Annotated in this window: 16 protein-coding genes; 12 read left to right on the top strand and 4 right to left on the bottom strand. The window is 58.5% G+C overall.

Going from position 1 to position 23113, the window contains the following annotated elements; translation table 11 throughout:
- The first annotated feature begins 148 nt into the window (after positions 1-148).
- The 4 genes from VB780_RS05850 to VB780_RS05835 all read left to right on the top strand — a co-directional run bounded on the left by VB780_RS05850 (position 149) and on the right by VB780_RS05835 (position 2598).
- Positions 149-742 carry a CBS domain-containing protein gene (locus VB780_RS05850; protein WP_323350206.1) on the top strand — a complete coding sequence of 198 codons (594 nt, stop codon included), beginning with the start codon at positions 149-151 and terminating at the stop codon, positions 740-742.
- 79 nt (positions 743-821) lie between these two features.
- Complete coding sequence (locus tag VB780_RS05845; protein ID WP_323350205.1) at positions 822-1442, top strand: cupin; 621 nt, start codon at positions 822-824, stop codon at positions 1440-1442.
- Positions 1443-1453: 11 nt separating this feature from the next.
- Positions 1454-1906 carry an ArsC/Spx/MgsR family protein gene (locus VB780_RS05840; protein WP_323350204.1) on the top strand — a complete coding sequence of 151 codons (453 nt, stop codon included), beginning with the start codon at positions 1454-1456 and terminating at the stop codon, positions 1904-1906.
- 65 nt (positions 1907-1971) lie between these two features.
- Positions 1972-2598 carry a class I SAM-dependent methyltransferase gene (locus tag VB780_RS05835; RefSeq protein WP_323350203.1) on the top strand — a complete coding sequence of 209 codons (627 nt, stop codon included), beginning with the start codon at positions 1972-1974 and terminating at the stop codon, positions 2596-2598.
- Between the two features lie 78 nt (positions 2599-2676).
- On the opposite strand, the gene VB780_RS05830 is transcribed toward VB780_RS05835, so the two are convergent.
- Positions 2677-2886 carry a TOBE domain-containing protein gene (locus VB780_RS05830; RefSeq protein ID WP_323350202.1) on the bottom strand — a complete coding sequence of 70 codons (210 nt, stop codon included), beginning with the start codon at positions 2884-2886 and terminating at the stop codon, positions 2677-2679.
- A gap of 329 nt (positions 2887-3215) precedes the next feature.
- On the opposite strand from VB780_RS05830, the gene modA reads away from it, so the two are divergent.
- From modA to VB780_RS05795, 7 genes are all read left to right on the top strand, one after another.
- Positions 3216-4049, top strand: coding sequence for a molybdate ABC transporter substrate-binding protein (gene modA / locus VB780_RS05825; RefSeq protein ID WP_323350201.1), 834 nt, complete (start codon positions 3216-3218; stop codon positions 4047-4049).
- A gap of 29 nt (positions 4050-4078) precedes the next feature.
- The gene (modB, locus tag VB780_RS05820) at positions 4079-5932 is read left to right on the top strand and encodes a molybdate ABC transporter permease subunit (protein WP_323350200.1); all 1854 of its coding nucleotides are present in this window, start codon (positions 4079-4081) and stop codon (positions 5930-5932) included.
- Positions 5933-6569: 637 nt separating this feature from the next.
- Positions 6570-8846, top strand: a complete 2277-nt coding sequence (gene pflB / locus VB780_RS05815) for a formate C-acetyltransferase (RefSeq protein WP_416349205.1) — start codon at positions 6570-6572, stop codon at positions 8844-8846.
- A gap of 79 nt (positions 8847-8925) precedes the next feature.
- Positions 8926-9696 (top strand): pyruvate formate-lyase-activating protein, encoded by a 771-nt coding sequence (pflA, locus tag VB780_RS05810; RefSeq protein ID WP_323350198.1) that lies wholly within the window; start codon positions 8926-8928, stop codon positions 9694-9696.
- 33 nt (positions 9697-9729) lie between these two features.
- Positions 9730-10137 carry an OsmC family protein gene (locus VB780_RS05805; protein WP_323350197.1) on the top strand — a complete coding sequence of 136 codons (408 nt, stop codon included), beginning with the start codon at positions 9730-9732 and terminating at the stop codon, positions 10135-10137.
- Between the two features lie 249 nt (positions 10138-10386).
- Positions 10387-13017, top strand: a complete 2631-nt coding sequence (adhE, locus tag VB780_RS05800) for a bifunctional acetaldehyde-CoA/alcohol dehydrogenase (protein ID WP_323350196.1) — start codon at positions 10387-10389, stop codon at positions 13015-13017.
- A gap of 350 nt (positions 13018-13367) precedes the next feature.
- A complete protein-coding gene (locus VB780_RS05795) occupies positions 13368-15941 on the top strand; it encodes a bifunctional acetate--CoA ligase family protein/GNAT family N-acetyltransferase (RefSeq protein WP_416349206.1) in 2574 nt (857 codons plus the stop codon).
- Between the two features lie 41 nt (positions 15942-15982).
- Here the strand turns inward: VB780_RS05795 and VB780_RS05790 are convergent, their stop codons facing one another.
- The 3 genes from VB780_RS05790 to VB780_RS05780 all read right to left on the bottom strand — a co-directional run bounded on the left by VB780_RS05790 (position 15983) and on the right by VB780_RS05780 (position 21896).
- The gene (locus VB780_RS05790; protein ID WP_323350194.1) at positions 15983-16327 is read right to left on the bottom strand and encodes a hypothetical protein; all 345 of its coding nucleotides are present in this window, start codon (positions 16325-16327) and stop codon (positions 15983-15985) included.
- A gap of 150 nt (positions 16328-16477) precedes the next feature.
- Positions 16478-20428, bottom strand: coding sequence for an AAA-like domain-containing protein (locus tag VB780_RS05785; protein WP_323350193.1), 3951 nt, complete (start codon positions 20426-20428; stop codon positions 16478-16480).
- Positions 20429-20540: 112 nt separating this feature from the next.
- A complete protein-coding gene (locus VB780_RS05780; RefSeq protein WP_323350192.1) occupies positions 20541-21896 on the bottom strand; it encodes an AAA-like domain-containing protein in 1356 nt (451 codons plus the stop codon).
- Positions 21897-22508: 612 nt separating this feature from the next.
- Here VB780_RS05780 and VB780_RS05775 point away from each other — a divergent pair.
- Positions 22509-23072: a hypothetical protein gene (locus VB780_RS05775; RefSeq protein WP_323350191.1), complete on the top strand. Its 564-nt coding sequence runs from the start codon at positions 22509-22511 to the stop codon at positions 23070-23072.
- Positions 23073-23113 lie beyond the last annotated feature (41 nt).

Below are 23113 nucleotides of genomic sequence, written 5' to 3'. Positions count from 1 at the left end.
GCTTTATAGATATCAGGAGGTGATACCCTTGAGCTAGCGATCGCTGTTCGGCCCCTTCATCGTTCCGAACAGCTCTGACCAAAAGTATCTAAAAAGACCATTAGGAGGGTCTTTCTATCCCAGTTATGACCGTTGCAAGGAGATTATTATGGCTACCGCAAAAGACATCATGACCGATGACGTCGCCACCATTAAAGGGTCGGCGACTGTAGCCGAAGCTGTCCAGCTGATGAAATTCAAACAGCTTCACTCGCTAATTGTGGAGCGTCGAGGCCCAGAGGACGCCTACGGCATCGTTACCACCCGCGACATCGTCAACCAGGTAGTGGCCTACGGCAAAGACCCCAAAACCGTAAAAATCTACGAAATTATGACCAAGCCCTGTTTGGTGGTCAACCCCGATTTAGGCATTGAGTACGTGGCTCGTCTATTTGCCCGCTTCGGCATCGATCGCGCCCCCGTAATTCAAAACGAGCTGCTCGGCATCATTTCTGACACCGACATTTTGCTCAAGGGCGACTTCGTCGAGAATCCCCGCGTGCCCCTGTTGCAAAAAGCGCTCCAGGCCGAAGTGGCCCACGCTCGCGGCGTCTCCGCCGCCAAAGGCCCCTACTCGGCTGCCGGTAAAGCCGCCTGGGAATCGGTCGCCGAATTGGAGGCCGAACTCGCCTTCTGCCAGGGCCAAGTTCCCGACCAAAGCGCCGTTGAGCCAGCGCCCCAGGTCGAATCTGCCCTGGTGTAGTCCGCTGCGTCTGCCCCTCTCCTCCGGGGAGGGGCCTGGTTTCCCTTCGCCTGACATCCCAGCTTTTGGGTTGACCACCATGATTGATATGCTCCACCAAGACTGGTTTGTCGATGCCGAGGGCCAGTGCCAGCCCCGACCCACGCCCCGACCGTGGGATTTGCTGCAAGAACACTACTACCTACACCAATTTTTGAGCGATGTGCTGCACAGTCTTGCCCACGCCCCCCACGAGTTTGACCAGTGGGACTATTTGCCGCAAATTCGCCGTCGGGTACGACAACTCGTCCTCAACTCCTACTGGTTGAGCACCCAGCGCCCCGAACCCGACCCCAAAACTGGAACCGCCCTGCTCACCCTCTACGACGAGATTGGTTATCCCCTGACTGTGCAAACCGTCACTACCGGCGCTGGTATCACCACTCCGATCCACAACCACGGCACCTGGGGGGTGGTTGCCCTGCTGGAGGGCCAAGAGCGCCACACCCTCTGGCGCAGAATGACCGACCCCGATCGCCTCGAAAAGACCGGGCAGTTCACCCTGCAAGCGGGCGAAATCATCAGTTTTCGGCCCGAGGCCATTCACCAGGTCGAAACCCTGGGGCCGACGCCAAGCTTTACCTTCCAACTCTATGGCGATACCCAACCCAAATCGCGATTTCAGTTTGAGCGTGACCCGTTTGCTGTCAAACCCTTTTAGGAGACCGCCCCATGGCCACCGTGAACTTCTACGAAAAGCCCGGCTGCATCAACAACACCCGCCAAAAGGCGCTATTGCAAGCCTCTGGGCACCGAGTGATTGCCCACAACCTGCTGCTCGAACCCTGGACACCCGAGCGACTCTACCCGTTCTTTGAGGGACTAGCGGTGGCGCAGTGGTTTAACACCACCGCCCGCGCTATCACCACTGGACTGGTGGTGCCCGAGCAGCTCGACGCCGAGATCGCCCTAGATCTGATGGTGCTCGACCCTGGGTTAATTCGACGGCCGCTGCTGCAAGTGGGCAACCAGCGCCAGGTGGGTTTTGACCCCGATGCGATTGATCGGTGGATTGGACTGGGCGCTACGATTCTTGGCGCAACCGGCATCTCCCCCACTGATTTAACCCTTTGCCCCAAGACTGCCGCCCGATCGCTTGTCACTGGAGGGGCTAGCCTAGCCTAAACACAATGTGTGATTTTTTAAACCGCTGGCCTATTCTCGACAACGCAACAGCCACGGGAGACCGAATGAAATTTGATGCGAAATGGATGCAGTACTACCAGGCGGTGGAAGGGCGGCCCCCCCGGCCAACCCTAGTCAAGGCGCTGGAATACCATGACCAGGCCCCTGACGCTCTGCCCAAGTTTGCGGTAGACCTGGGCTGTGGCGATGGCCGCGACACCGTTGAGCTACTCAACCGGGGCTGGCGGGTGCTGGCGATCGATGGGGAACCGGAGGCGATCGCCCGTCTGCGGCAGCGCCCCGACTGCTTTGGCAAAGCCTGGTCTAAAACCAATCGCACCTACCTCGAAACCCGCGTGCAGCGGTTTGAAGACCTCACCCTGCCCCCCGATATCAGCCTGGTGAACGCCAGTTTTTGCCTGCCCTTTTGCCCCCCGGAGCAGTTCCCCGACCTGTGGGACGAGATCGTTGCCACCCTGGCGACGGGGGGACGCTTCTGTGGCCAGCTGTTTGGCGATCGCGATTCCTGGGCTGTCTATGAAGATATGAACCACCACAGCCGCGACCAGGTGAACCAGCTGCTAACCCCCTTTGAGGTGGAATGGCTGGAAGAAGAAAATCACCCTGGCAAAACTGCCCTGGGTGAAGAAAAACACTGGCATATTTTCAACATCGTCGCCCGCAAGCGCTAGCCCGCTGATAAACCTTATCTAAGTCCAGAAAAGTTCTGCTTGTAGAAAAACTACAGATCCCGAGCTGGATTTGGTCTGTTAATCAGTTGCCACGATGACATCAGATGACTTAATAACGGCGTAAGCGGTATCGCCTACCTTAATATCCAAACTTTCAGCAGAGGATTTTGTGATTACTGAGGCCACCTCCAATCCTGGCGAAACCTCAATAATTACTTCAGCAGTGACCATGCCTGAAAGAATGGACTTGACCGTACCCTTGAATACATTGCGGGCGCTAATTTTCATAAATATGAATTTCAAAATGCTAACCCAAACTTTAGCAGATTCAGCGCAGATTCAGCCAGGTGTTTTTGCATGTCTTAACCCCTAAAACGGCGTGCAGCAGAGCTATTCAAATGGTTGGTATTGTCAGCAACAAAAAGAGCTGAGTTTTGGTACCTGTTTATACTTTTGTCTTTTCTTCGCGCCAACTATTCAATTTAAGTTATTGATTCTTTTAATGCCAAGCTGTAAGGTGATGTGAAATTGGCGGCTAAGCTAGAGTTTGAAGCTATTAAGATGATTTGCTTTGTTCCCGTTATATAAGCGATTTCCTTGAGTTTTAAGGAGTTTTTATGCCTTTAGTAAAGGGTCGAAGGTTTTTGATTCGCGTTTGTGTGGGTCTAGCAATCAGTTTGCTTTCAGCTAGCTGTGGTTCGTCTGCTCTAACGCCTAACCTTTCTGAGAACAGTCCCGAGGCCCCAGCACAGACAGTCGAACTCACCGTATCGGCGGCGGCTAGCTTGCAGGATGCCCTAGAGGCGATCACGCCTGAATTTCGTGAAGCCTATCCCGACATTGAAATTAGCTATAACTTTGGTGCCTCGGGTGCCCTACAGCAGCAAATTGAGCAGGGTGCCCCAGCCGACATCTTCTTTTCTGCTGCTGCCAAACAGATGGATATGCTCGCTGAGAAGGGGCTAATTCTCAAGGATTCTCGGCAGGATGTGTTGACGAATAGCCTGGTGCTGATTGCCCCGGCTCAATCGCAACTTGCGGTTACAGATATTGCCCAGCTTAAAGATGCTGAGGTGGGCGTGGTTGCGGTGGGTGAGTTTCGTAGCGTACCAGCAGGGCAGTACGCGGAGCAAGTGTTTACCAAGCTAAATTTGCTTGAGCCTTTGCAGTCGAAGCTGGTGTTTAGCAACAACGTGCGGGGGGTGTTGGCCGCTGTAGAAAGCGGCAATGCCGACGTGGGCATGGTCTATGCTACCGATGCAGCTCTCTCGGAGCGAATTAAGGTGTTGGCTACGGCTTCAGAGTCAACCCACCAGCCCATTGTTTACCCGATCGCGGTGGTGAGCGATCGCCCCAACCCCGAAGCGGCGAAGACATTCATTGCGTTTTTACAAACGCCTGCGGCCCAGACTAAGTTCAAGGACTTTGGCTTTGGGGTTGTCGATCCGTAACAGCCCACCCTACGGCTGAAAAACCCACCATGATTAACCTCTCTCCCCTGTGGATCTCTCTGCGCATTGCCGCGATCGCTACCCTGCTGGCGTTTATTGTCGGCATTGCCGCCGCGCAGTTTATGCAGGGTTACCGGGGGCGCTGGCGATCGCTCCTAGACAGCCTGTTTTTGGCCCCCATGGTGCTGCCCCCCACGGTGCTGGGCTTTTTGCTGCTGCTGCTGCTGGGTAAGCATGGCCCCTTTGGGGCGCTGATGGGAGCCGCTGGATTCAATGTCGTGTTTACCTGGTATGCAGCGGTGATCACCGCGACGGTGGTAGCGTTTCCGCTGATGTACAAAACCGTGTTGGGCAGCCTGGAGCAGATCGATCGCTCCGTGCAGCAGGCCGCCCGCACCCTGGGCGCAACGGAGTGGCAGCTGTTTTGGTGTATTACACTGCCCCTGGCTCTACCCGGCATTGGGGCCGGTACCGCCCTGGCCTTTACCCGTGCTCTGGGCGAGTTTGGGGCCACCCTGATGCTGGCGGGCAATATTCCGGGCAAAACCCAGACTCTGCCCATGGCGATTTTCTTCGCCGTCGAAGCCGGGGCCTTTCGCGAAGCCGCTCTGTGGACCGGCGTAATTTTGACCATTTCTCTGGGCGGTCTGGTGCTGATGAACCGTTGGCAAACCCAGGGTGCTAGGCTGCCAATCCTGGGGTGGATCGAGCGATGCTGGCGTCTGGCCCAGTCGGCCGTAACGAGTCAATCTAAAATCCAAAATCCAAAATCCCCAAACGCTACGCCCTACCCTTTACTCCCCACCCCCCTACCCCCTCACCTCTCCGTCGATCTCACCCACCGCCTGTCTGGGTTTAGCCTGGATGTAGCCTTTGCCACCGATCACCATCCCCTGGGCCTGCTGGGGGCCTCGGGAGCCGGTAAAAGCCTAATTTTGAGATGTCTGGCGGGGCTAGAGACGCCCCATAGCGGGCGCATTGTGCTGAACGGGCGAGTGCTGTTTGACTCGGCGCTAGGGATTAATCTGCCCAGCCGCGATCGCAGAGTCGGCTATCTCTTTCAGCACTACGCCCTATTTCCCCACCTGACGGTGGCCCAAAACATTGCCTACGGGCTGCGGGGCCAGTCTAAAGCGGCGATCGCCCGCAAGGTGGCCGAGCAGCTTCAGCAAGTGCAGCTGGTCGGGTTTGGCGATCGCTATCCCCATCAGCTCTCTGGCGGTCAGCAGCAGCGGGTGGCCCTGGCCCGAGCCCTGGCCCCCAATCCCGAAATTCTGCTGCTCGATGAACCCTTCTCGGCCCTCGATGCCCACCTGCGCAGCGAACTCGAAAAGCAGTTGCTCAAGACCCTGAGCAGCTATCGGGGCCTCACCCTATTCGTCAGCCACAACTTAGAAGAAGCCTACCGGGTGTGTCAGCGCCTGCTGGTGCTCTCGGACGGCAGCGTCGTAGCCGAGGGGCCAAAACAGGCCATTTTTGACCACCCCGGTACCCTGGCCGTGGCCCAGCTCACCGGCTGTAAAAACATCTCGACCCTTCAACGCCAGGGCGATCACACCCTAGCCGCCCTGGATTGGGGCTGCACCCTGCAAACCCTGGAGCCGGTGCTGCCCACCCACACCCACGTGGGCATTCGCGCCCATCGCCTCACCTTTCCCGAGCAGCCCACCCAGCCCAACACCTTCCCCGGCTGGATTGCCTGGACCAGCGAAACGCCCCACCGCATCAGTCTCTACTTCAAGTTGGGCAGCCCCCCCTCTGACCACGACGATTACCACCTCCAGGCGGAGGTCTTTAAGGACCGATGGGCTGAGCTGAAGGACCGGCCTTTCCCCTGGTTTGTGCACCTCGATCCGGCCCAGCTGCTTCTACTGAGGCAGTGATACCAGATCTGAATTGTATAACCCCGATTCCAAACAGGCGGCTTGCGTAGGGGCAAACGCCGTTTGCCCAGCCCACCGTGGCTAAAGCGACAGCAGATCGCTTTTCAAACATCTTCCAAGAGACTACCCCACCTAAAACAACATTTTAGTTGTTTTAACTAATAGTCTATATCACCCATTTGTCTCTACTTAAATCTGTAGTAATTATAAATTTTCTTTAGCCGCCATCAATAGTAGACATGTCACGGAACAATCTGCTTAGAGGCTTTTTAGTAGAGTTATACTGTTAGGGTAAGCCGGGCATGAAGAGGCCATTTTGACAGGGAAAATGGACACAAAAGCAACGGTGGAGTTGTTAAAACCTGGGCATATTTTTATCTCAACCTGCCGATAGAAAAGATCGTTTTGATACTTTTTTCACAAATTTTAGTCAGCCATGAACAATCGGGCTTTCTTAGGTTTAGATAGCCATCTTGTAGGCTATAGCAAGTCCAGATCGGGATCTCTAGCGTTTCTACAGACAGAACTCCCCTTCTGAAGTTGGATAAGGTTTATTCGCAACGGCGCTGATTAATATTTTGCAGGCTCAATGTTTGCCAGCCGCAGCCACAACCACGAGGATTTACGAGGATTTACCATGATTGCCGATCATTTACCTCCCCTGACCCAGTCTGACCTGGATAACTCGCTGGAGTCCCCTACCGACCTCCAGCCCGGCCCTTGGCAACAATCCATCGATCTGCGCGACTTCATTCAGCGTAACTACACCCCCTACACCGGGGATGGCACCTTTCTCGCCGCCGCTACCCCGCGCACCAAAACTCTTTGGGGTCAGGTAAAAGAGCTGATGGCCCTAGAGCGCGAAAAGGGCGTGCTCGATGCCGACACCGCCGTGCCCTCAAGCATTACCAGTCACGCACCGGGCTATATCGACGTCAAGCTGGAGCAAATTGTCGGCCTGCAAACCGATCGCCCCCTCAAGCGCGCCATCATGCCCTTGGGCGGCATTCGCGTGGTCGAAGCCAGCCTTAACGCCTACGGCTACGAGCTAGACCCGGCGACCAGAGAAACCTTTACTCGCTACCGCAAAACCCACAACGACGGCGTGTTCGACGCCTACACCGCCGAAATGCGCCGCTGCCGCAAGTCGGGCATCATTACCGGTTTGCCCGACGCCTACGGACGCGGGCGAATTATTGGCGACTATCGTCGGGTGGCGCTGTATGGCTGCGATCGCCTCATCGCCGACAAGCAGACCCAAAAGACCAGCCTGGAGCTAGACACCCTCGACGAGGCCACCCTACGCCTGCGCGAAGAAATCTCCGAGCAGATCAAAGCTCTCAACGAGCTAAAGGAACTAGGAACCGCCTACGGCTACGACCTGGCCCGTCCTGCCGTCAACGCCAAAGAAGCGGTGCAGTGGCTCTACTTTGGCTACCTGGCGGCGGTCAAAGAGCAAAATGGCGCGGCCATGTCCCTAGGGCGGGTTTCCACTTTTCTCGACATCTACTTTGAACGGGACTTGCAATCCGGCAGGCTGAGCGAAGCTGAAGCCCAGGAGATCATCGACCACTTCGTCATGAAGCTTCGCCTGGTGCGGTTTTTGCGCACCCCCGACTACAACGATCTGTTTAGCGGCGACCCCACCTGGGTGACCGAGTGCATCGGTGGCGTGGGCGTAGACGGTCGCCCCCTGGTGACCAAGACCAGCTTTAGAATGTTGCATACCCTAGTCAACCTCGGGCCTGCGCCCGAACCTAACTTGACGGTGCTCTGGTCAGAGCACCTGCCTGACGCCTTCAAGCGCTACTGCGCCGAGGTCTCCATTCAAACCAGCTCCATTCAGTACGAAAACGACGACCTGATGCGGCCCTACTGGGGCGACGACTATGGCATTGCCTGCTGCGTGTCGGCTATGCGCATCGGCAAGCAGATGCAGTTCTTTGGGGCGCGGGTGAATATGGCCAAGTGCCTGCTCTACGCCATCAACGGTGGCAAAGACGAGCACTCCGGCGACCAGATCGCCCCGGCCTACGCGCCGATTACCGGCGACGTGCTCGACTACGCCGAGGTGTGGCCCCGCCTGGTGCAAATGATGGCCTGGTTGGCGAAGACCTACGCCAACACCATGAACGTGATCCACTACATGCACGACAAGTACTGCTACGAGCGGCTGGAAATGGCCCTACACGATCGCGATGTGCTGCGCACGATGGCCTACGGCATGGCGGGCCTGTCGGTGGTGGCCGACAGCCTGTCGGCGATCAAGCACGCTCGGGTCTGGATTGTCCGCAACGACAATGGCCTCGCGGTGGACTATAGGGTCGATGGCGACTTTCCCAAGTACGGCAACAACGACGACCGAGTGGATGCGATCGCCGTCCAGCTTGTCCAGACCTTTATGGCCGAACTGCGCAAGCACAAGACCTACCGCAATGCCGTTCCCACCCAGTCGATCCTCACCATCACCTCCAACGTGGTCTACGGCAAAAAGACCGGCAATACCCCCGACGGTCGCCGCGATGGCCAGCCCTTTGCGCCAGGGGCCAACCCCATGCACGGGCGCGATAGCCATGGCGCGGTAGCCTCGCTGGCCTCGGTGGCCAAGCTGCCCTACGCCGACGCCCAGGATGGGATTTCGAATACGTTTTCGATTGTGCCGGGGGCGCTGGGTCGGACGGAGGGCGATCGCATCAGCAACCTCGCGGCCCTGCTCGACGGCTATGTGCGCGACGGCGGCTTCCACCTCAATGTCAACGTCTTTAACCGCGAGACGCTGCTCGATGCCATGGATCACCCCGAGCTGTACCCGCAGCTCACCATCCGGGTCTCGGGCTACGCGGTGAATTTCATCAAACTCACCCGAGAACAGCAGCTGGATGTAATCAACCGCACCTTCCACGAACGCTGCTAACCCCCCTAGCCCCTCTCAGCCCTGGCCGAGAGGGGCTCCTTAATGTTGAGAATGCCTGAGCCCTTTGCCGCCCACCACCATGTCCGATCAAACCCTCCAATTCCCGATCGCACTCACCGTGCCAGTGCCCCAAGCCGGGCGCGTCCACTCCATCGAAACCTGCGGCACCGTCGATGGGCCGGGTATTCGCTTTGTGGTCTTTACCCAGGGCTGCCCCCTGCGCTGCCTCTACTGCCACAACCCCGACTGCCAGGAGATCCACGGCGGCACCGTGATGACAGTGGACGAGATTATGGCCCAAATCGACCACACCAAAAATTACTTGCGCAATGGCGGCGTCACCGTCAGCGGCGGCGAGCCCCTCATGCAGCCCGAATTTGTGGCCGAAATCTTTCGTCGCTGCCATGACATGGGTCTACACACGGCATTAGACACCTCCGGATATGTCCACATTGAAGCCGCAGAACCCGTATTAGAAAATACCGATTTAGTTTTATTAGATATCAAATCTCACAATTCCGATTTATTCCACAAAGTTACCAGCGTTTCTATCGAACCCACGCTAAATTTTGCGCGTTATTTAGCCAAAATTAGCAAGCCTACTTGGATACGGTTTGTGTTAGTTCCAGGCCTCACCGATCCTGAAGAAAATGTGGTGGGTTTAGCCAAATTTGTGGGCACCCTAGATAATGTTGAAAGGGTCGAAGTCTTGCCTTTTCACAAGCTGGGAGAATATAAATGGCAGCAATTAGGTTTACCCTATACTTTGGGCGACACTCAGCCCCCCACGCCAGAACTGATTGAGCATGTTATTCAAATATTTCGAGATTACGGCTTAACCGCTGTTTAAGATTCCATCCCATGCTCCTGCCAGGAGGCTTCTATGGACGTTCAAGTTACTTATCAAGACGGCGTTAAATTTCAGGCCAGCTGTCGAGGGCACCAAATTCTTAGCGATCAGCCCCTAGACAGCTACGGTCAAGACGAAGGCATGACCCCGCCAGAATGGTTTCTGTCATCCCTAGGGGCCTGTGTTGGATTCTACGCGGTGAAATATCTCGAAGCTCGCCACTTAAACGCCAGCGGATTAGAAATCTCTGTCACCGCTGACAAGGTCACCGATCCCCTGCGGATTGACCATATCCATATTCAGGTCAAGCCCTTGGTGCCCATCGAACAGCGCCACCAGAAGGGGCTAGAGCGAGCGGTGGATGCCTGCATTATTCACAACACCCTCACCCATCCACCGACGATGACGACGGAGATTGTGATGCCTGCGATCGCCAGTTAATGCCTCACCGTAGGGTGGGCACTGCCCACCACTAAATCATGCTAGAAATATGAGTTTTTCCTGTTCACAGTACTGCCTTGCGCGATCTCCTCTGCCTCCCTAGTAAGAGGGTTAAGTCAAGAATTTGCTGAGGCAAGAATGTAAGGGGGATCGATTCTAGACATCAATCATTTCCCTCCATTGAAAATGCTATCTATCTAGCAAGAATCTTTATCCTTTTCCTATCTCCAGCTTATCTCAGGAGGACGTATGTCCACAACCAATCTAGCCGAACTTGAAACCCTGATTCAGCAAGTTAAAGTCGCCCAGGCGCAGTACGCTACCTTTACCCAAGAACAGGTCGATCGCATCTTTCGTGCCGCTGCCCTGGCCGCCAATGCCCAGCGCATTCCCTTGGCCAAAATGGCGGTAGCCGAAACAGGCATGGGCGTCGTCGAAGACAAGGTAATCAAAAACCACTTTGCCTCAGAATATATCTACAACAAGTACAAGCACGAAAAAACCTGCGGCACCCTCGAAAAAGACGAGGGCTTTGGCATCGAAAAAATTGCTGAACCTGTGGGCATTCTCGCGGGGGTGGTTCCCACCACCAACCCCACCTCCACCGCCATTTTTAAGGCGTTGATCGCCCTTAAGACCCGCAACGCCATTATCTTTTCCCCCCACCCCAGAGCCAAGGCATGCAGCATTGCCGCCGCCAAGATCGTGCGCGAAGCTGCCGAAGCTGCCGGTGCCCCGGTCGGGTTAATCGGCTGGATTGACGAACCCACGGTGGCCCTCTCCCAGGCTCTAATGCAGCACCCCGACATCAAGCTGATTCTCGCCACGGGCGGCCCCGGCATGGTGAAGGCGGCCTACTCCTCCGGTAACCCCTCGTTGGGGGTGGGGGCGGGCAACACCCCAGCGGTGATCGATGCCAGCGCCGACCTGCCCATGGCGGTGAGCTCGATTTTGATCAGCAAAACCTTTGACAACGGCATGATCTGCGCCTCAGAGCAGTCCGTTGTTGTCGTAGATGCCATCTACGAGCGGGCTAAGGCCGAGTTTTTGGCCCGAGGAGCCTACGTGCTCAGCCCCGAGGAAACCGAGGCCGTACGGCAGATCATTCTCAAGGACGGGCGATTGAATGCAGGCATTGTCGGCCAGTCCGTCGAGACCATTGCCGCCTTGGCGGGCTTTACCGTCCCCGAGGGGATCAAAGTGCTGATGGGCGAAGTGGAAGTCGTTGGCACCGAGGAACCCTTTTCCTACGAAAAGCTGTGCCCGATTTTGGGCTTTTACCGCGCCAAAGACTTCTATGCCGCCGTGGAGACAGCGTCGGCGCTGGTGCAGTTTGGCGGCAAGGGCCACACCTCGGTGCTCTATACCGACCCCGCCAACCGCGACGACATTGCCACCTTTGAAAACGCCCTGCAAACCTCGCGGGTGTTGATCAACACGCCCTCGTCCCAGGGGGCGATCGGCGACCTGTATAACTTCAAGCTCGACCCGTCGCTGACCCTGGGCTGCGGCAGCTGGGGCGGCAACTCGGTGTCTGAAAATGTCGGCCCCCACCACCTGCTGAACATTAAAACCGTCTCCCAGCGGCGAGAAAATATGCTGTGGTTCCGGGTGCCGCCGAAGATCTACTTTAAGTCGGGCTGTCTGCCCGTGGCTCTGCGGGAGCTGGAAGGGAAAAAGCGGGCCTTTTTGATCACCGATAAGCCGCTGTTTGACCTGGGTATGCTGCACTCGATCACCCAGGTGCTGGACGAAGTGGGCGTAGAGTGGGATGTGTTCCACGACGTGGAGCCCGACCCTACCCTGACCAATGTGAACCAGGGCCTGGAGCGGCTGCGGCGGTTTGAGCCGGACGTGCTGATCGCCATCGGCGGCGGCTCGCCCATGGATGCGGCCAAGGTGATGTGGCTGATGTACGAGCAGCCCCAGATCGAGTTTGAGGGGCTGGCGATGCGGTTTATGGATATCCGCAAGCGGGTGTATGAGCTGCCCGCCCTGGGTCAAAAGGCGCAGCTGATCTGCATTCCCACCACCTCGGGCACTGGCTCGGAGGTGACCCCCTTTGCGGTGGTGACCGACGATCGCGTCGGCATCAAGTACCCCCTGGCGGACTACGCCCTGACGCCCAATGTGGCCATTGTTGACCCGGCCCTGACCCTGCACATGCCCCGCAGCCTCACCGCCTTTGGCGGCATCGACGCGCTGACCCACGCCCTGGAGGCCTACGTGTCGATTATGGCCAGCGACTTTACCGACGGGCTGGCGCTGCAAGCGATTAAGCTGCTGATAGAGTACCTGCCCCGGGCCTACAAAAATGGCGCGGCAGACCCCGAAGCGCGGGAGAAGGTCCACTACGCCGCCACGATCGCCGGTATGGCCTTTGCCAACGCCTTTTTGGGCGTGTGCCACTCCCTGGCCCACAAGCTGGGGTCTACCTTCCACGTGCCCCACGGGCTGGCCAACGCCCTGATGATCAGCCACGTCATCCGCTACAACGCCACCGATGCGCCCTTTAAGCAGGCGATCTTCCCGCAGTATCGGTTCCCCAACGCCAAGCATCGCTACGCGGAGATTGCCGACCACCTGGGTCTGGGGGGCATTACCGACGATGAGAAGGTGATGCTGCTGGTGGATGCGATCGAAGATCTCAAACAACAGGTGGAGATTCCGCTCACCATTCGGGAGACGCTGAATGCCTCAGAGCAGGATTTCTATGACCACCTGGAGCTGATGTCGGAGCAGGCCTTCGACGACCAGTGCACCGGGGCCAATCCTCGCTACCCGCTGATCCGCGATATGAAGGAGTTGTACACTTTGGCCTACGGCGGTTGCCGGGTCGATGCGAGTTTGTACCACCAGCCCGATCTGGCGGCGGTGTAGTCCTCACCCCCAACCCCTCTCCCTAGGGAGGGGGGAGCCGTAGGGTGGGCAATGCCCACCAAGGTCTAATGCCTACAGCGCTAAGACCACGCTAACCCAGGTTAAGGGCCACACCACAAGATAAAGGTGGGCAGTGCCCACCCTACGTAGTAATCAAGCCAAAATCGCCAACCCAAACTTCACAATTTCCAGCCCGTGCCTGCCCCCATGAGGACTTGACCATGCTGACCTGCCCCGATCCGGTAACGGATCTCTGGAAAACCGGGAGTCACCCCCTTGACCCGATCTTTGTGCCCCGGTCGGTGGCGGTGATTGGCGCTACCGAGCGCCCTGGCAGCGTGGGTCGCACGGTGCTGTGGAACCTGATCAGCCATCCCTTTGGGGGCACGGTCTATCCGATCAACCCCAAGCGGCATAACGTGCTGGGCATTCAGGCCTACGATCGCATTTCCTCCCTCCCCGAAGCCCCCGACCTCGCCATCATCGCCATCCCGGCCCAGGGTGTGCCCGAGGTGGTGCAGGATTGCGTCGATGCCGGGGTGAAAGGGGCGATCATTCTCTCGGCGGGCTTTAAGGAAATTGGCCCTGAGGGCATTGAGTTAGAGCGGCAGATTAAGGCGATCGCCCAGGGTCGCCTACGCCTGATTGGCCCCAACTGTCTGGGCATTCAGAACCCGCTGACGGGGTTAAACGCTACCTTCGCCAGCCAGGTGGCGCGGCGCGGCAATGTGGGGTTCATCAGCCAGAGCGGGGCGCTTTGCACCTCCATTCTTGACTGGAGCCTGCGGGAGAATGTGGGCTTCAGCGCCTTTATCTCACTAGGTTCCATGCTCGACGTGGGCTGGGGCGACCTGATCGACTACCTGGGCGACGACCCGCACACCCACAGCATTGTGATCTACATGGAGTCGATTGGCGATGCTCGGGCGTTTCTGTCGGCGGCGCGGGAAGTGGCCCTGAGCAAGCCGATCATTGTGATCAAAGCCGGGCGCACCCAGGCGGCGGCCCAGGCGGCGGCCTCCCACACGGGGTCGCTGACCGGAAGCGATGCAGTGCTAGATGCGGCCTTTCGCCGCTGCGGCGTGCTACGGGTTGACCACATTGAAGAGCTATTTGACACCGCCGAAGTGCTGGCTAAGCAGCCGCGCCCCCGAGGCGATCGCCTGAGCATTATCACCAACGCGGGTGGCCCTGGGGTGCTGGCGACGGACGCGCTGATTCGCTCCGGGGGGACTCTGGCGGAGCTTTCTGTCGCTAGCGTGGATGCTCTGAATGGGGCGCTGCCCTCCCACTGGAGCCACAGCAACCCCATCGATATTTTGGGCGATGCCGAACCGGCCCGGTTTGCCCAGGCTCTTAAAACCACCCTGGCCGACCCCGCCAGCGACGGCTGTCTGGTGGTGCTCACTCCCCAGGCCATGACTGATCCGGCCCAAACCGCTCAGGCAGTGGTGGACACCTGGCGTGACAGCGGCTCTACTAGGCCGATTCTGGCCAGCTGGATGGGCGGGGCTGAGGTGGATGAGGGGGAGGGTATTCTTAACCGAGCGGGCATACCCACCTACCGCTACCCTGACCAGGCGGCGCGGCTGTTTGGGCTGCTGTGGCGGCACAGCTATGCCCTCAAGGGGCTCTACGAGACCCCGGCCTTGACCGCCAACCACGGCATCGATCGCGCCACTGTCGCCACCATTCTGCAAACGGCCCAAGCCGAAAAACGCGACCTGCTCACCGAGACCGAGTCAAAGGCGGTGCTGGCGGCCTACGGCATTCCGGTGGTGCCGACCCAGGTGGTGCCGACGGCAGAGGAGGCGATCGCCGCCGCCGATACCATGGGCTACCCGGTGGTGCTCAAGCTCTACAGCCACACCCTCACCCATAAAACCGACGTGGGCGGCGTGCAGCTCAACCTCGACAGCAGCCATGCCGTGGCCCGTGCTTTCGATCGCATCCTCACCAGCGTCACCGAAAAAGCTGGGGCCGAGCACTTCCAGGGCGTCACCGTGCAGCCAATGATCCGCGTCGATGGCTACGAGCTGATTTTGGGCAGCAGCCAGGATCCGCAGTTTGGCCCGGTGCTGGTGTTTGGCAGCGGTGGTCAACTGGTCGAAGTGTTGCAGGACAGCGCGATCGCCCTACCCCCCCTGACCAGCACCCTGGCCCGCCGCCTAATGGAAAACACCTTGATCTACACCGCACTCCAGGGGGTGCGGGGTCGCCAGGCGGTAGATTTAGATGCCCTGGAGCAACTGCTGGTGCAGTTTAGCCAGCTCGTTGCCGAGCAGCCTGCGATTGAATCAATTGATATCAACCCGCTGCTGGCCTCCCCCAACGGGCTGCTGGCCCTCGATGCCCGAGTGATTCTGCGCGACCCCACCACCCCACCACCCCGCCTGGCCATTCGCCCCTACCCCACCCAGTACAGTTGGCCCTGGCGCGATGGCATCACCATTCGCCCCATTCGCCCCGAAGATGAGCCGCTGATTATCGACTTCCACGATCTGGTATCTGACCACAGCATTTACCTGCGCTACTTCCACGCCATCAAGCACAGTGCCCGCATCGCCCACGATCGCCTCACCCGCATCTGCTTTAACGACTACGATCGCGAGATCGCCCTGGTGGCCGAGGTAAGCACCCCCGACCCCAAAATCATCGGCGTCTGCCGTCTCACCCAAAAGCACGGCCTGCCTGAAGCCGAGTTTGCCATGCTGGTGGCCGACCCCTACCAGGGCCAGGGCTTTGGCACCGAGCTGCTGAGCCGCCTGATCGAGATCGCCCGCGCCGAGGGGTTGCAGCGCCTGACGGGGGAAATTTTGGCTGAAAACCACGGCATGCAGCACCTGTGCAAGCGGGTCGGGTTTCAGCTCAAGCCTACGGCAGAACCCGGCATTTTAGCAGCCGCCTTAGACTTGACTCCATAACCGTAGTCAGGGCAGTTAGGCGATCGCCCCTCGCTGCACCGCTAGCTAGCTTGGGGCAGCGCTTGCTCCGCCGGGCCAAAAATTCTATCGGTCAACTTCACGTACCAAGCGGCGGCCTGCACCTGAATGATGTAGGCCATAGCAATGATCAGGGCAATTTCTGAACCCTGTTCGCCCCCAAAGGCGGTGATGGCGATCGCCAGCGCAATGGACAGGTTGCGCATCACTGCGCCGTAGACCAGGGCGATCGCATCCTCCCGATTAAACAGCAGCTTGCCCACCAGGGACTGAGTACAAAATTGCTTGTCTTTAGCAAAGTCTGCCCAAGAAATGGTCATGCCGCTGGTGGGCAACAGCGAAGCCAGCAGCATGACCAGTGCGACCAAGGGTTGACGGCAAAAAAGTGTTGCCCCGAATTCCACCGATTGAGCATGAGGTAATCTTTATGGGAATAGGGAACTGGAGAGCCAGATGCCGCTCTCATCGCCCCCCACAGGATCCGCTGCGCTTGGGCCACGGGCGATGTTATCTCAGCTTCAATCCCGGCACAGTTCCTGATTCTGCTGTTGTGGGTTAGTTTGCAGGTACTCGCGCACCCACTGGCAGCCATAATTGAGGACTTGCTCTTGCTCTACCACGCGATCGAGGGGCCAGAGAATGACTGCATTGTCGAGACCACCGGAGGCTAGCAGGGGGCCGTGGGTGCTGGTGGCAGGGTAGAAATTCACGTCCAGGGCACGTTCTTCGTGGCCTTCGAGGGTGAGGCGCAGGGTGCCGTCGAGGGACCAGAGTTTAACGGTGTGGTCCCAACTGGCGGAGGCGATGACGGTGCCCCAGTCGGCGGGTAGGCCAGCGTTGGGGGGAATGATGGTGACGGCGTTGACGCGATCGCGATGCCCCTCCAGGGTGCGAACCAGCTTCCCCTCCAGGGACCAGAGCTTAATTGTGGTGTCTTCGCTGGCGCTGGCGAGCAGGGTGCCGTCTGGATTAAAGGCCACATCCCAAATAGTGTCGTCATGGCCCTTTAAAACTTGGTTCGGTTGAGGGGGAAACGCACCGGTTCCATTGCGCCGCCAGAGGTGAATCATCTCGTCTAGACCAGCCACCGCCAACCACTGCCCATCGGGGCTAAAGGCGACAGCGTTGAGGCGGTTTCTGAGGGAGTTTTGGGGAGAGTTGGGATCTTGTGCTGCATCGGTATCTGGGAGCCTTTGCATTGCTTGAATCAGGGTGCCGTCGGGTCGCCAAAGCTTCACCTGGCCATCCCATCCGACGGTGACGATTTCGCGATTGTCGGGGTTAAAGGCCACATCAAAGGCGGTATCGCCGTGGGCTTTAACGGTATGTAACTGGGTGCCATCCATCTCCCACAGGTTTAGGACTCCAGCGTTGCTGACGGCGGCCAGGGTTTGCTGGTCTGGGCTGATATCGACTGCCCAAATTTCGCCTTGGTCGAGGGGCAGGGTGCGCTGAAGTTGTCCTTCCCGGTTCCACAGTTTGATTGTGCCATCGGAGCTAGAGGAAACGATGGAATTGCCGTCTGGGGCGATCGCCACATCCCACACCGAGGCGCGATGGCCTTGCAGAGTGGTTAGCAAAGAAGAAGAGAGCTGCCAGAGGCGCACCAGATCGTCTTCGCCGCCAGAAATCAACCGCTGCCCGTCTGGGCTAAAGGCCAGGGCCAGGGTGCCGCTGGGGTGAGCAGCAATGGTGCGGAGGACGGTGCCATCTCGGCTCCAGAGTTTAATGGTGTCATCCCAACTGCCGGAGGCCAGGGTTTGCCCATCGGGGCTGAAGGCGAGGCGACCCACGGTTTTGCGATGCTCTGAGGTGATTCTTTGCAGGGTGCCGTCGGCGTTCCACCAAACAATGTTGCCGTAGGAATCCCCTGCTACCAGGGTTTGGCCGTTCCCCTCTGGGGACGCTTCGCGAACGGGGCTAAAGGCCACGCTCTGCAGGTGGTTTTCGCCCTCGGTGGAGGGGATGGGGTTCTGCAACACGCGCACCAGGGTGCCATCTAGATTCCACACTCTGACGGTGCTGTCGTCGCTGGCGGAGGCAATTTGCTGCCCGTCTGGGCTAAAGGCCAGGTTCCAAATGGTGCCGCGGTGGCCGGACAGGGTGCGGATCAGCTGGCCGTTGGGGCTCCAGAGTTTGATCAGATTATCGCTGCCAGCGGAGGCGAGGGTTTGCCCGTCTGGACTAAAGACAACGGCCTTGACAGGTTTTTGGTGGCCCTTCAGAGTTGCCAAAGGGTTGCCGTCGCGGCTCCAGAGTTGCACGGTGCCGTCGTCCCCAGCGGTGGCCAGGGTTTGCCCGTCTGGGCTAAAGGCAGATTCGCGGGCGGCACCAGGGAGGCGGGCCACCAGGGTGCCATCCATACCCCAGAGCAGGGTGGTGTCTTTTTGGTAGGTGGCGGCGATTAGATCGCCGTTGGGGCTAACGGCTAGGCCGCGCACGCGGCCCAAGTGGCCATTGAAGCGGTTCCATTCCAGGGCTTGAAAGGTGGCGCGGCGCAGTTCGCGATCGCTCAATGCGCTCAGTTCCCCAGGCACCCAGCGCAGCTGGTCAAGCCGGGTTTGGGCCTGGAGAGCGGTGACGAGGGCATCGAGGCGATTGCCGGAGGCAAACTGGGCATCGGAAAGGCTGGCGATCGCCTCAATTTCTCGCAGGGTGGCCTGGTGGCGCTGGGCAAAGGCGTAGAGGCCAAGGGAGGTTGCGATCGCAAACCCCGCACTCACCGCGCCCAGCAGCCACCGCTGGAGCCGGAACCGCTCTTTGAGCCGCTTGGCTTCTTCGCTGCGTTTGACCTCATCCAGGTCGGTGCTGGTACCAAACCACTTCACCACCTGCCCGGCGGCATCGCGAATGGGTACCGCCCGGTTCAAAAACCAGCGGTATTGGCCGTCGGCATCTTGCAGGCGCAGCTCAACTTCGTAGGGATTGCCCGTCGCAAACGCCTGTTCCCAGGCCCTCAGACTGGTCTGTCGATCCTCCGGGTGGATCACCTCCAGGCGCTGGAGCCCCTGAACACCATCCTGGGCAATCCCCGAAAAGTCGGTTCCCCGCTGGTTGCTGTAAGACAGGCTGCCGTCCGGCTCCACAATCCATACGATCTGGGGCACAGCCTCGGCTAGCTGGCGAAAGAACCGCTCGCTCTCGGCCTTGGCATCCAGCTTTTGCTGAATCTCCTGCCGCTCGGCATCCTGGCTGGCGGCGAGGAACTGGTAATCGACATCGCTGAGGCTTTTGTCCCGCGCCCAGCTTTCGGCTTCCCATAGGGTTTGACCGCGCAGTAGGTAGGTGGCATCCTGTCGGGCAGACGCCATCCACCCCTCCAGCGCCGCCGCGTAGGGACGCAGCCGATACAGCTCACGGCTCACCCAGTCGGCGGTGAACACCTGCTGGTAAATGCGGTTTTTAATCGCCAGCTCATTGCCCCGACGCACCACCAGCCCCGACAACAGCAGGTCGCTCTGCTCGCGGCTGTCGTCGGATTGCACCGCTTCGCCCTGCAAGAGTTGCTGATACAGGCCCAAAATTCTCGCCGTGCGGTTTTGGTGCCAAAACAGATGGTCGCGAATGGTGCGCAGGTGAATCGGCTCATCCTGCGCTTCCCAGTGGTCGAGCAGAGCGGCTTTGACCAACCCCTCCACCCAAAAGTTGGCCATGGCAGAGGAGAGGGGCAGGGGCAACGTCTCCGACTGCTGGGCGTTTTTCGCCGCGATTTGGCACAGTTTTTGGGTCAAAAACGGCTGCCCACCCGTCCAGTCGAGAATGGCCTTGAGCACCGCCTGGGGACAATCGACCAGCCCCTCTAACCCCTGCTGTAGCGGCGCACTTTCAGCCAGGGTAAAGCCCTCCAGGGAAATTGCTTGGCCAATGTTGAAGGGGGTGCGCTGTTTGTCGGCGATCAGGTCGGCGGGGGTAGCGACACCAAACAGGGCAAAGGTGAGGCGGCGGTAGCGCGGGTCGTGGGCGCGCAGGTTGTAGCCCGATCGCATCCAGGCAAAGAAGTCGTCGGTGGAAAAGTCGAGGCTGAGCAGCCCGTCGATTTCATCAACAAAGATGTAGACCGGGTCATCCCCGGTGGCGGGCAGCACCACCTCATCGACCAATTGATTTAAGCGCTGCACCAGGGGCAGGCTTTCGCGGGCCTGCCACCAGGCGAGAAAGTCAGTCTGGCTGAGCAAATTCAGGCTTTGCAGCAGACTCACCCCCACGCCGGTATACCACTGGGGCTGGGTGAGGCCGTTGCTGCCCAGGCGGGTCATATCCAGGTAGGCGCAGTGGCCCCCCGCTTTTTGCAGCGCGGCCTTGACCCGCACCAGCAGTGACGATTTGCCCATCTGCCGGGCGCTAAACACGTAGCAGAATTCCCTGGCCTGCAAGGCCGCCAGCAGATCCTCGTCGGCCTGGCGCACCACGTAGGTGCTGGCCTCGGCCTGGAGGCAGCCACCAACTTTGTAAATGGAGGGGGTGAGCACGGGCAGGGGCGTCCCCAAATAGAATCGCTCTATTATGCAATGAGGTCAGTCATTTAGTTGGCTTACCGCTCACGCTAATCTGACTGACAAATACAGCCCCTGAAATCGTTGCTTAGCAGGTTTGGCCAAACAGCTTGTGCTGAAAATACTGACGGTAGAGTTCGCATCTGACCTGCCAGCCCTCAGCTGAACCTTTGACCAAGCCAGCTCCTTCAAGTTGATAGGCCAGCATTGGGGCGAGGGCGATCGCCCCTTCACCCATGACCAGCGATCGCAGTGGCTCAACCAACTGGGGCTGATTGACCGCAGCCAGCAGTTTTTGCAAATGCCCCTGGTAAATGCCCTGGGTGCTGGCGCTTTGCAACAGCTCGTCAAATGTCAACAGTTCTTGACGGAGGTGGTAGATGGCCCCATGCACCAGCGCGGGGTGCCCGCCCACCAGAGCCAGGAGTGGGTCGGCTTCGCGATCGCTCCACTCCAGCCCATACAGCCCCGCCAGCTCTAGCACCTGGGCCGCTGTAAACTCTGGCAGCGCCAGGGGCAGGCCAATGTTAAAGGGCGAATAGTTGATATCCAGCGGCAGATAGCTATCAGTGGAGTAGGTCACTACCAGGCGCAGATGCTGCCACAGGTCGTCGTGGCCCGCTTCTTCGTACCACGATCGCAGCAGCGGCAAAAATCCCTGGGCAGTGGCGGGATGCTCAAACAGGCGGCCCAGGTCATTGATCGCCAGCAAGACGGGACGGTTGACGGAGCGCAGCACCTGCTCGCGCACAAACAGGGTGGCGCTAAGCTGGCTACCGACAAGCTGGTTCCAGGCGGTGGCGGGGTCGGCATCAACGCCGAGCCGGAGGGCCAGGGTGGCGCTAAACCACTGCAAAAAGCGATCCGCATCGTTGAGGATGGCGGCATCCAACTGTTGTAAATCAATTAGGGCGGTGGCGTAGTCCCTCTGCTGAGCTTGGTGGACAATCCGCAGCAGCAGCGAGCTTTTGCCAAACTGAGGCGGGGCTTTGATGCGCACCACGCAACCGGGTTGGGTGATCTCTTGAAAGGCCAGTTCTTCGATGGGCGATCGCGCAATATACAGCGGCGACGCTAGGGGCAGCGGCCCGCTTGGATAGCGGTAGGTTTGGGCGGCGGGGAACGGCTGAGCCAATTCTTCGGCGGCAAGCTCCGCGTCGGTGCGATCGACCCACTGAAAATCACTTTCCTGTAGATCCAGATTGAGGGCGCTAAAGATCTGCTGCAAGCTGCGCTGGTCAATGCCCGATTTGGCCGCCCGCAATCGCCGAATGGTGGAGGGTGACACGGCGGTAAGGCTGCTCAACTCTTCGGCGCTGTAGGGGGTGGCGTTGTTGTGTTGGGTTTCGAGATCGGCGATCGCACCTCGCAGGCGCTCGAGTCCTGAAGCACTCAGCAACACCCCACGCTTACGCCTCACAATCTGCCGTTCGTCAGAGTTCATAGTGTGTACTTTACATCGTCTAAGGCTGCCCACCCAGGGTGGCAAAGCCTCTGAATACTTCTGACTTAACTGACCAAGAGTCTGCTTAACTGACCGCGAGCCAGAACCAATCAATTAATAATGCTTGCCTTGCTTATTGGGTACTTGAGATTCTCTTATTGAAATCATATTTTTTTGTACTAAAAATGTATTTATTGAGTGCAAAATGCTTATTCTTAAAGGATCTTACATAAACCATATTTCTATTTTTTCTCACCCGAAATCTCAGTTAACTTAACTGACAAAAAGATCTTTAAGACGCTCTTTAGATTTATTGTAGAAAACCAAATTTGCCTGATATACTCCACTTCAGTCTAATTATGGTGCTTTTACAATTATTTGCCTGCATTAACTGGGTTTGTGAAATCTATATTTATCTAAGTTTTTCTGATATCTGTACTCCAGCAAGTCTGAGGCATTCATGATTAGCGCCCGAGGAGGTATGTTCAATTTATGACGTTTAGGTTTGCCCCTTTTAAGTGTCTCTCGGTCTGCCTCGGTGCTGCCACATTGATAGGCTCCCTAAGCATCCCGATCCCAGCCCAAAATCGAGGGTCTACCCCCTACTGCTTTGTGGTTAAAGACACACTGAGCGTGTTTGCACGCCCTGCCAACAATGCCGCTACGGGCGATCGCTTTAACCGGGGCGATATTGCCTACGCCACCACCAACCCGCCCACCACCCGCTTCGACGGCAGCCGCGCCTTTGTCGAAGTGGCCATCTACGGCGGGCGCAAAGCCTGGGTGCCCCGGCTCTCTACCATTGATGGCGTCCCTCTAATTGTCGATTTGAGTACCGATCAGTGCACCAATCCTCCGGCCCACGCGGCGGGGGGTGGGGCCACTGGCGGGCCATCAGGGGCGGTGCCTTACTGCTACGCCATCGTGCGCGAGACGGCGGTGTTTTCGCGGCCCAATACGGGGGCGGCATCGGGCGATCGCTTTGCCGTGGGCGACATTGCCTACGCCACCACCAACCCGCCCACCGCCGTGGTGCAGGGAGGGCGATCGTTCATTGAGGTGGCCATCTACGGCGGCAACAGAGCCTGGGTGCCCCAGCGATCGACCGTCGATGGCGCACCCATCTTGATGGATCTCTCGAACCCCCCAGCCCACGCGGCGGGGGGACGGCGATAAGCCAGGGTTTTGGTGGGCGGTGCCCACCCTAGGGGGCAATC

Source organism: Leptolyngbya sp. CCNP1308, assembly GCF_034932455.1.
GTDB lineage: Bacteria > Cyanobacteriota > Cyanobacteriia > Phormidesmidales > Phormidesmidaceae > Nodosilinea.
Note: the sequence above shows the minus strand (reverse complement) of the source record. Positions and strands in the feature narration are given on the sequence as shown.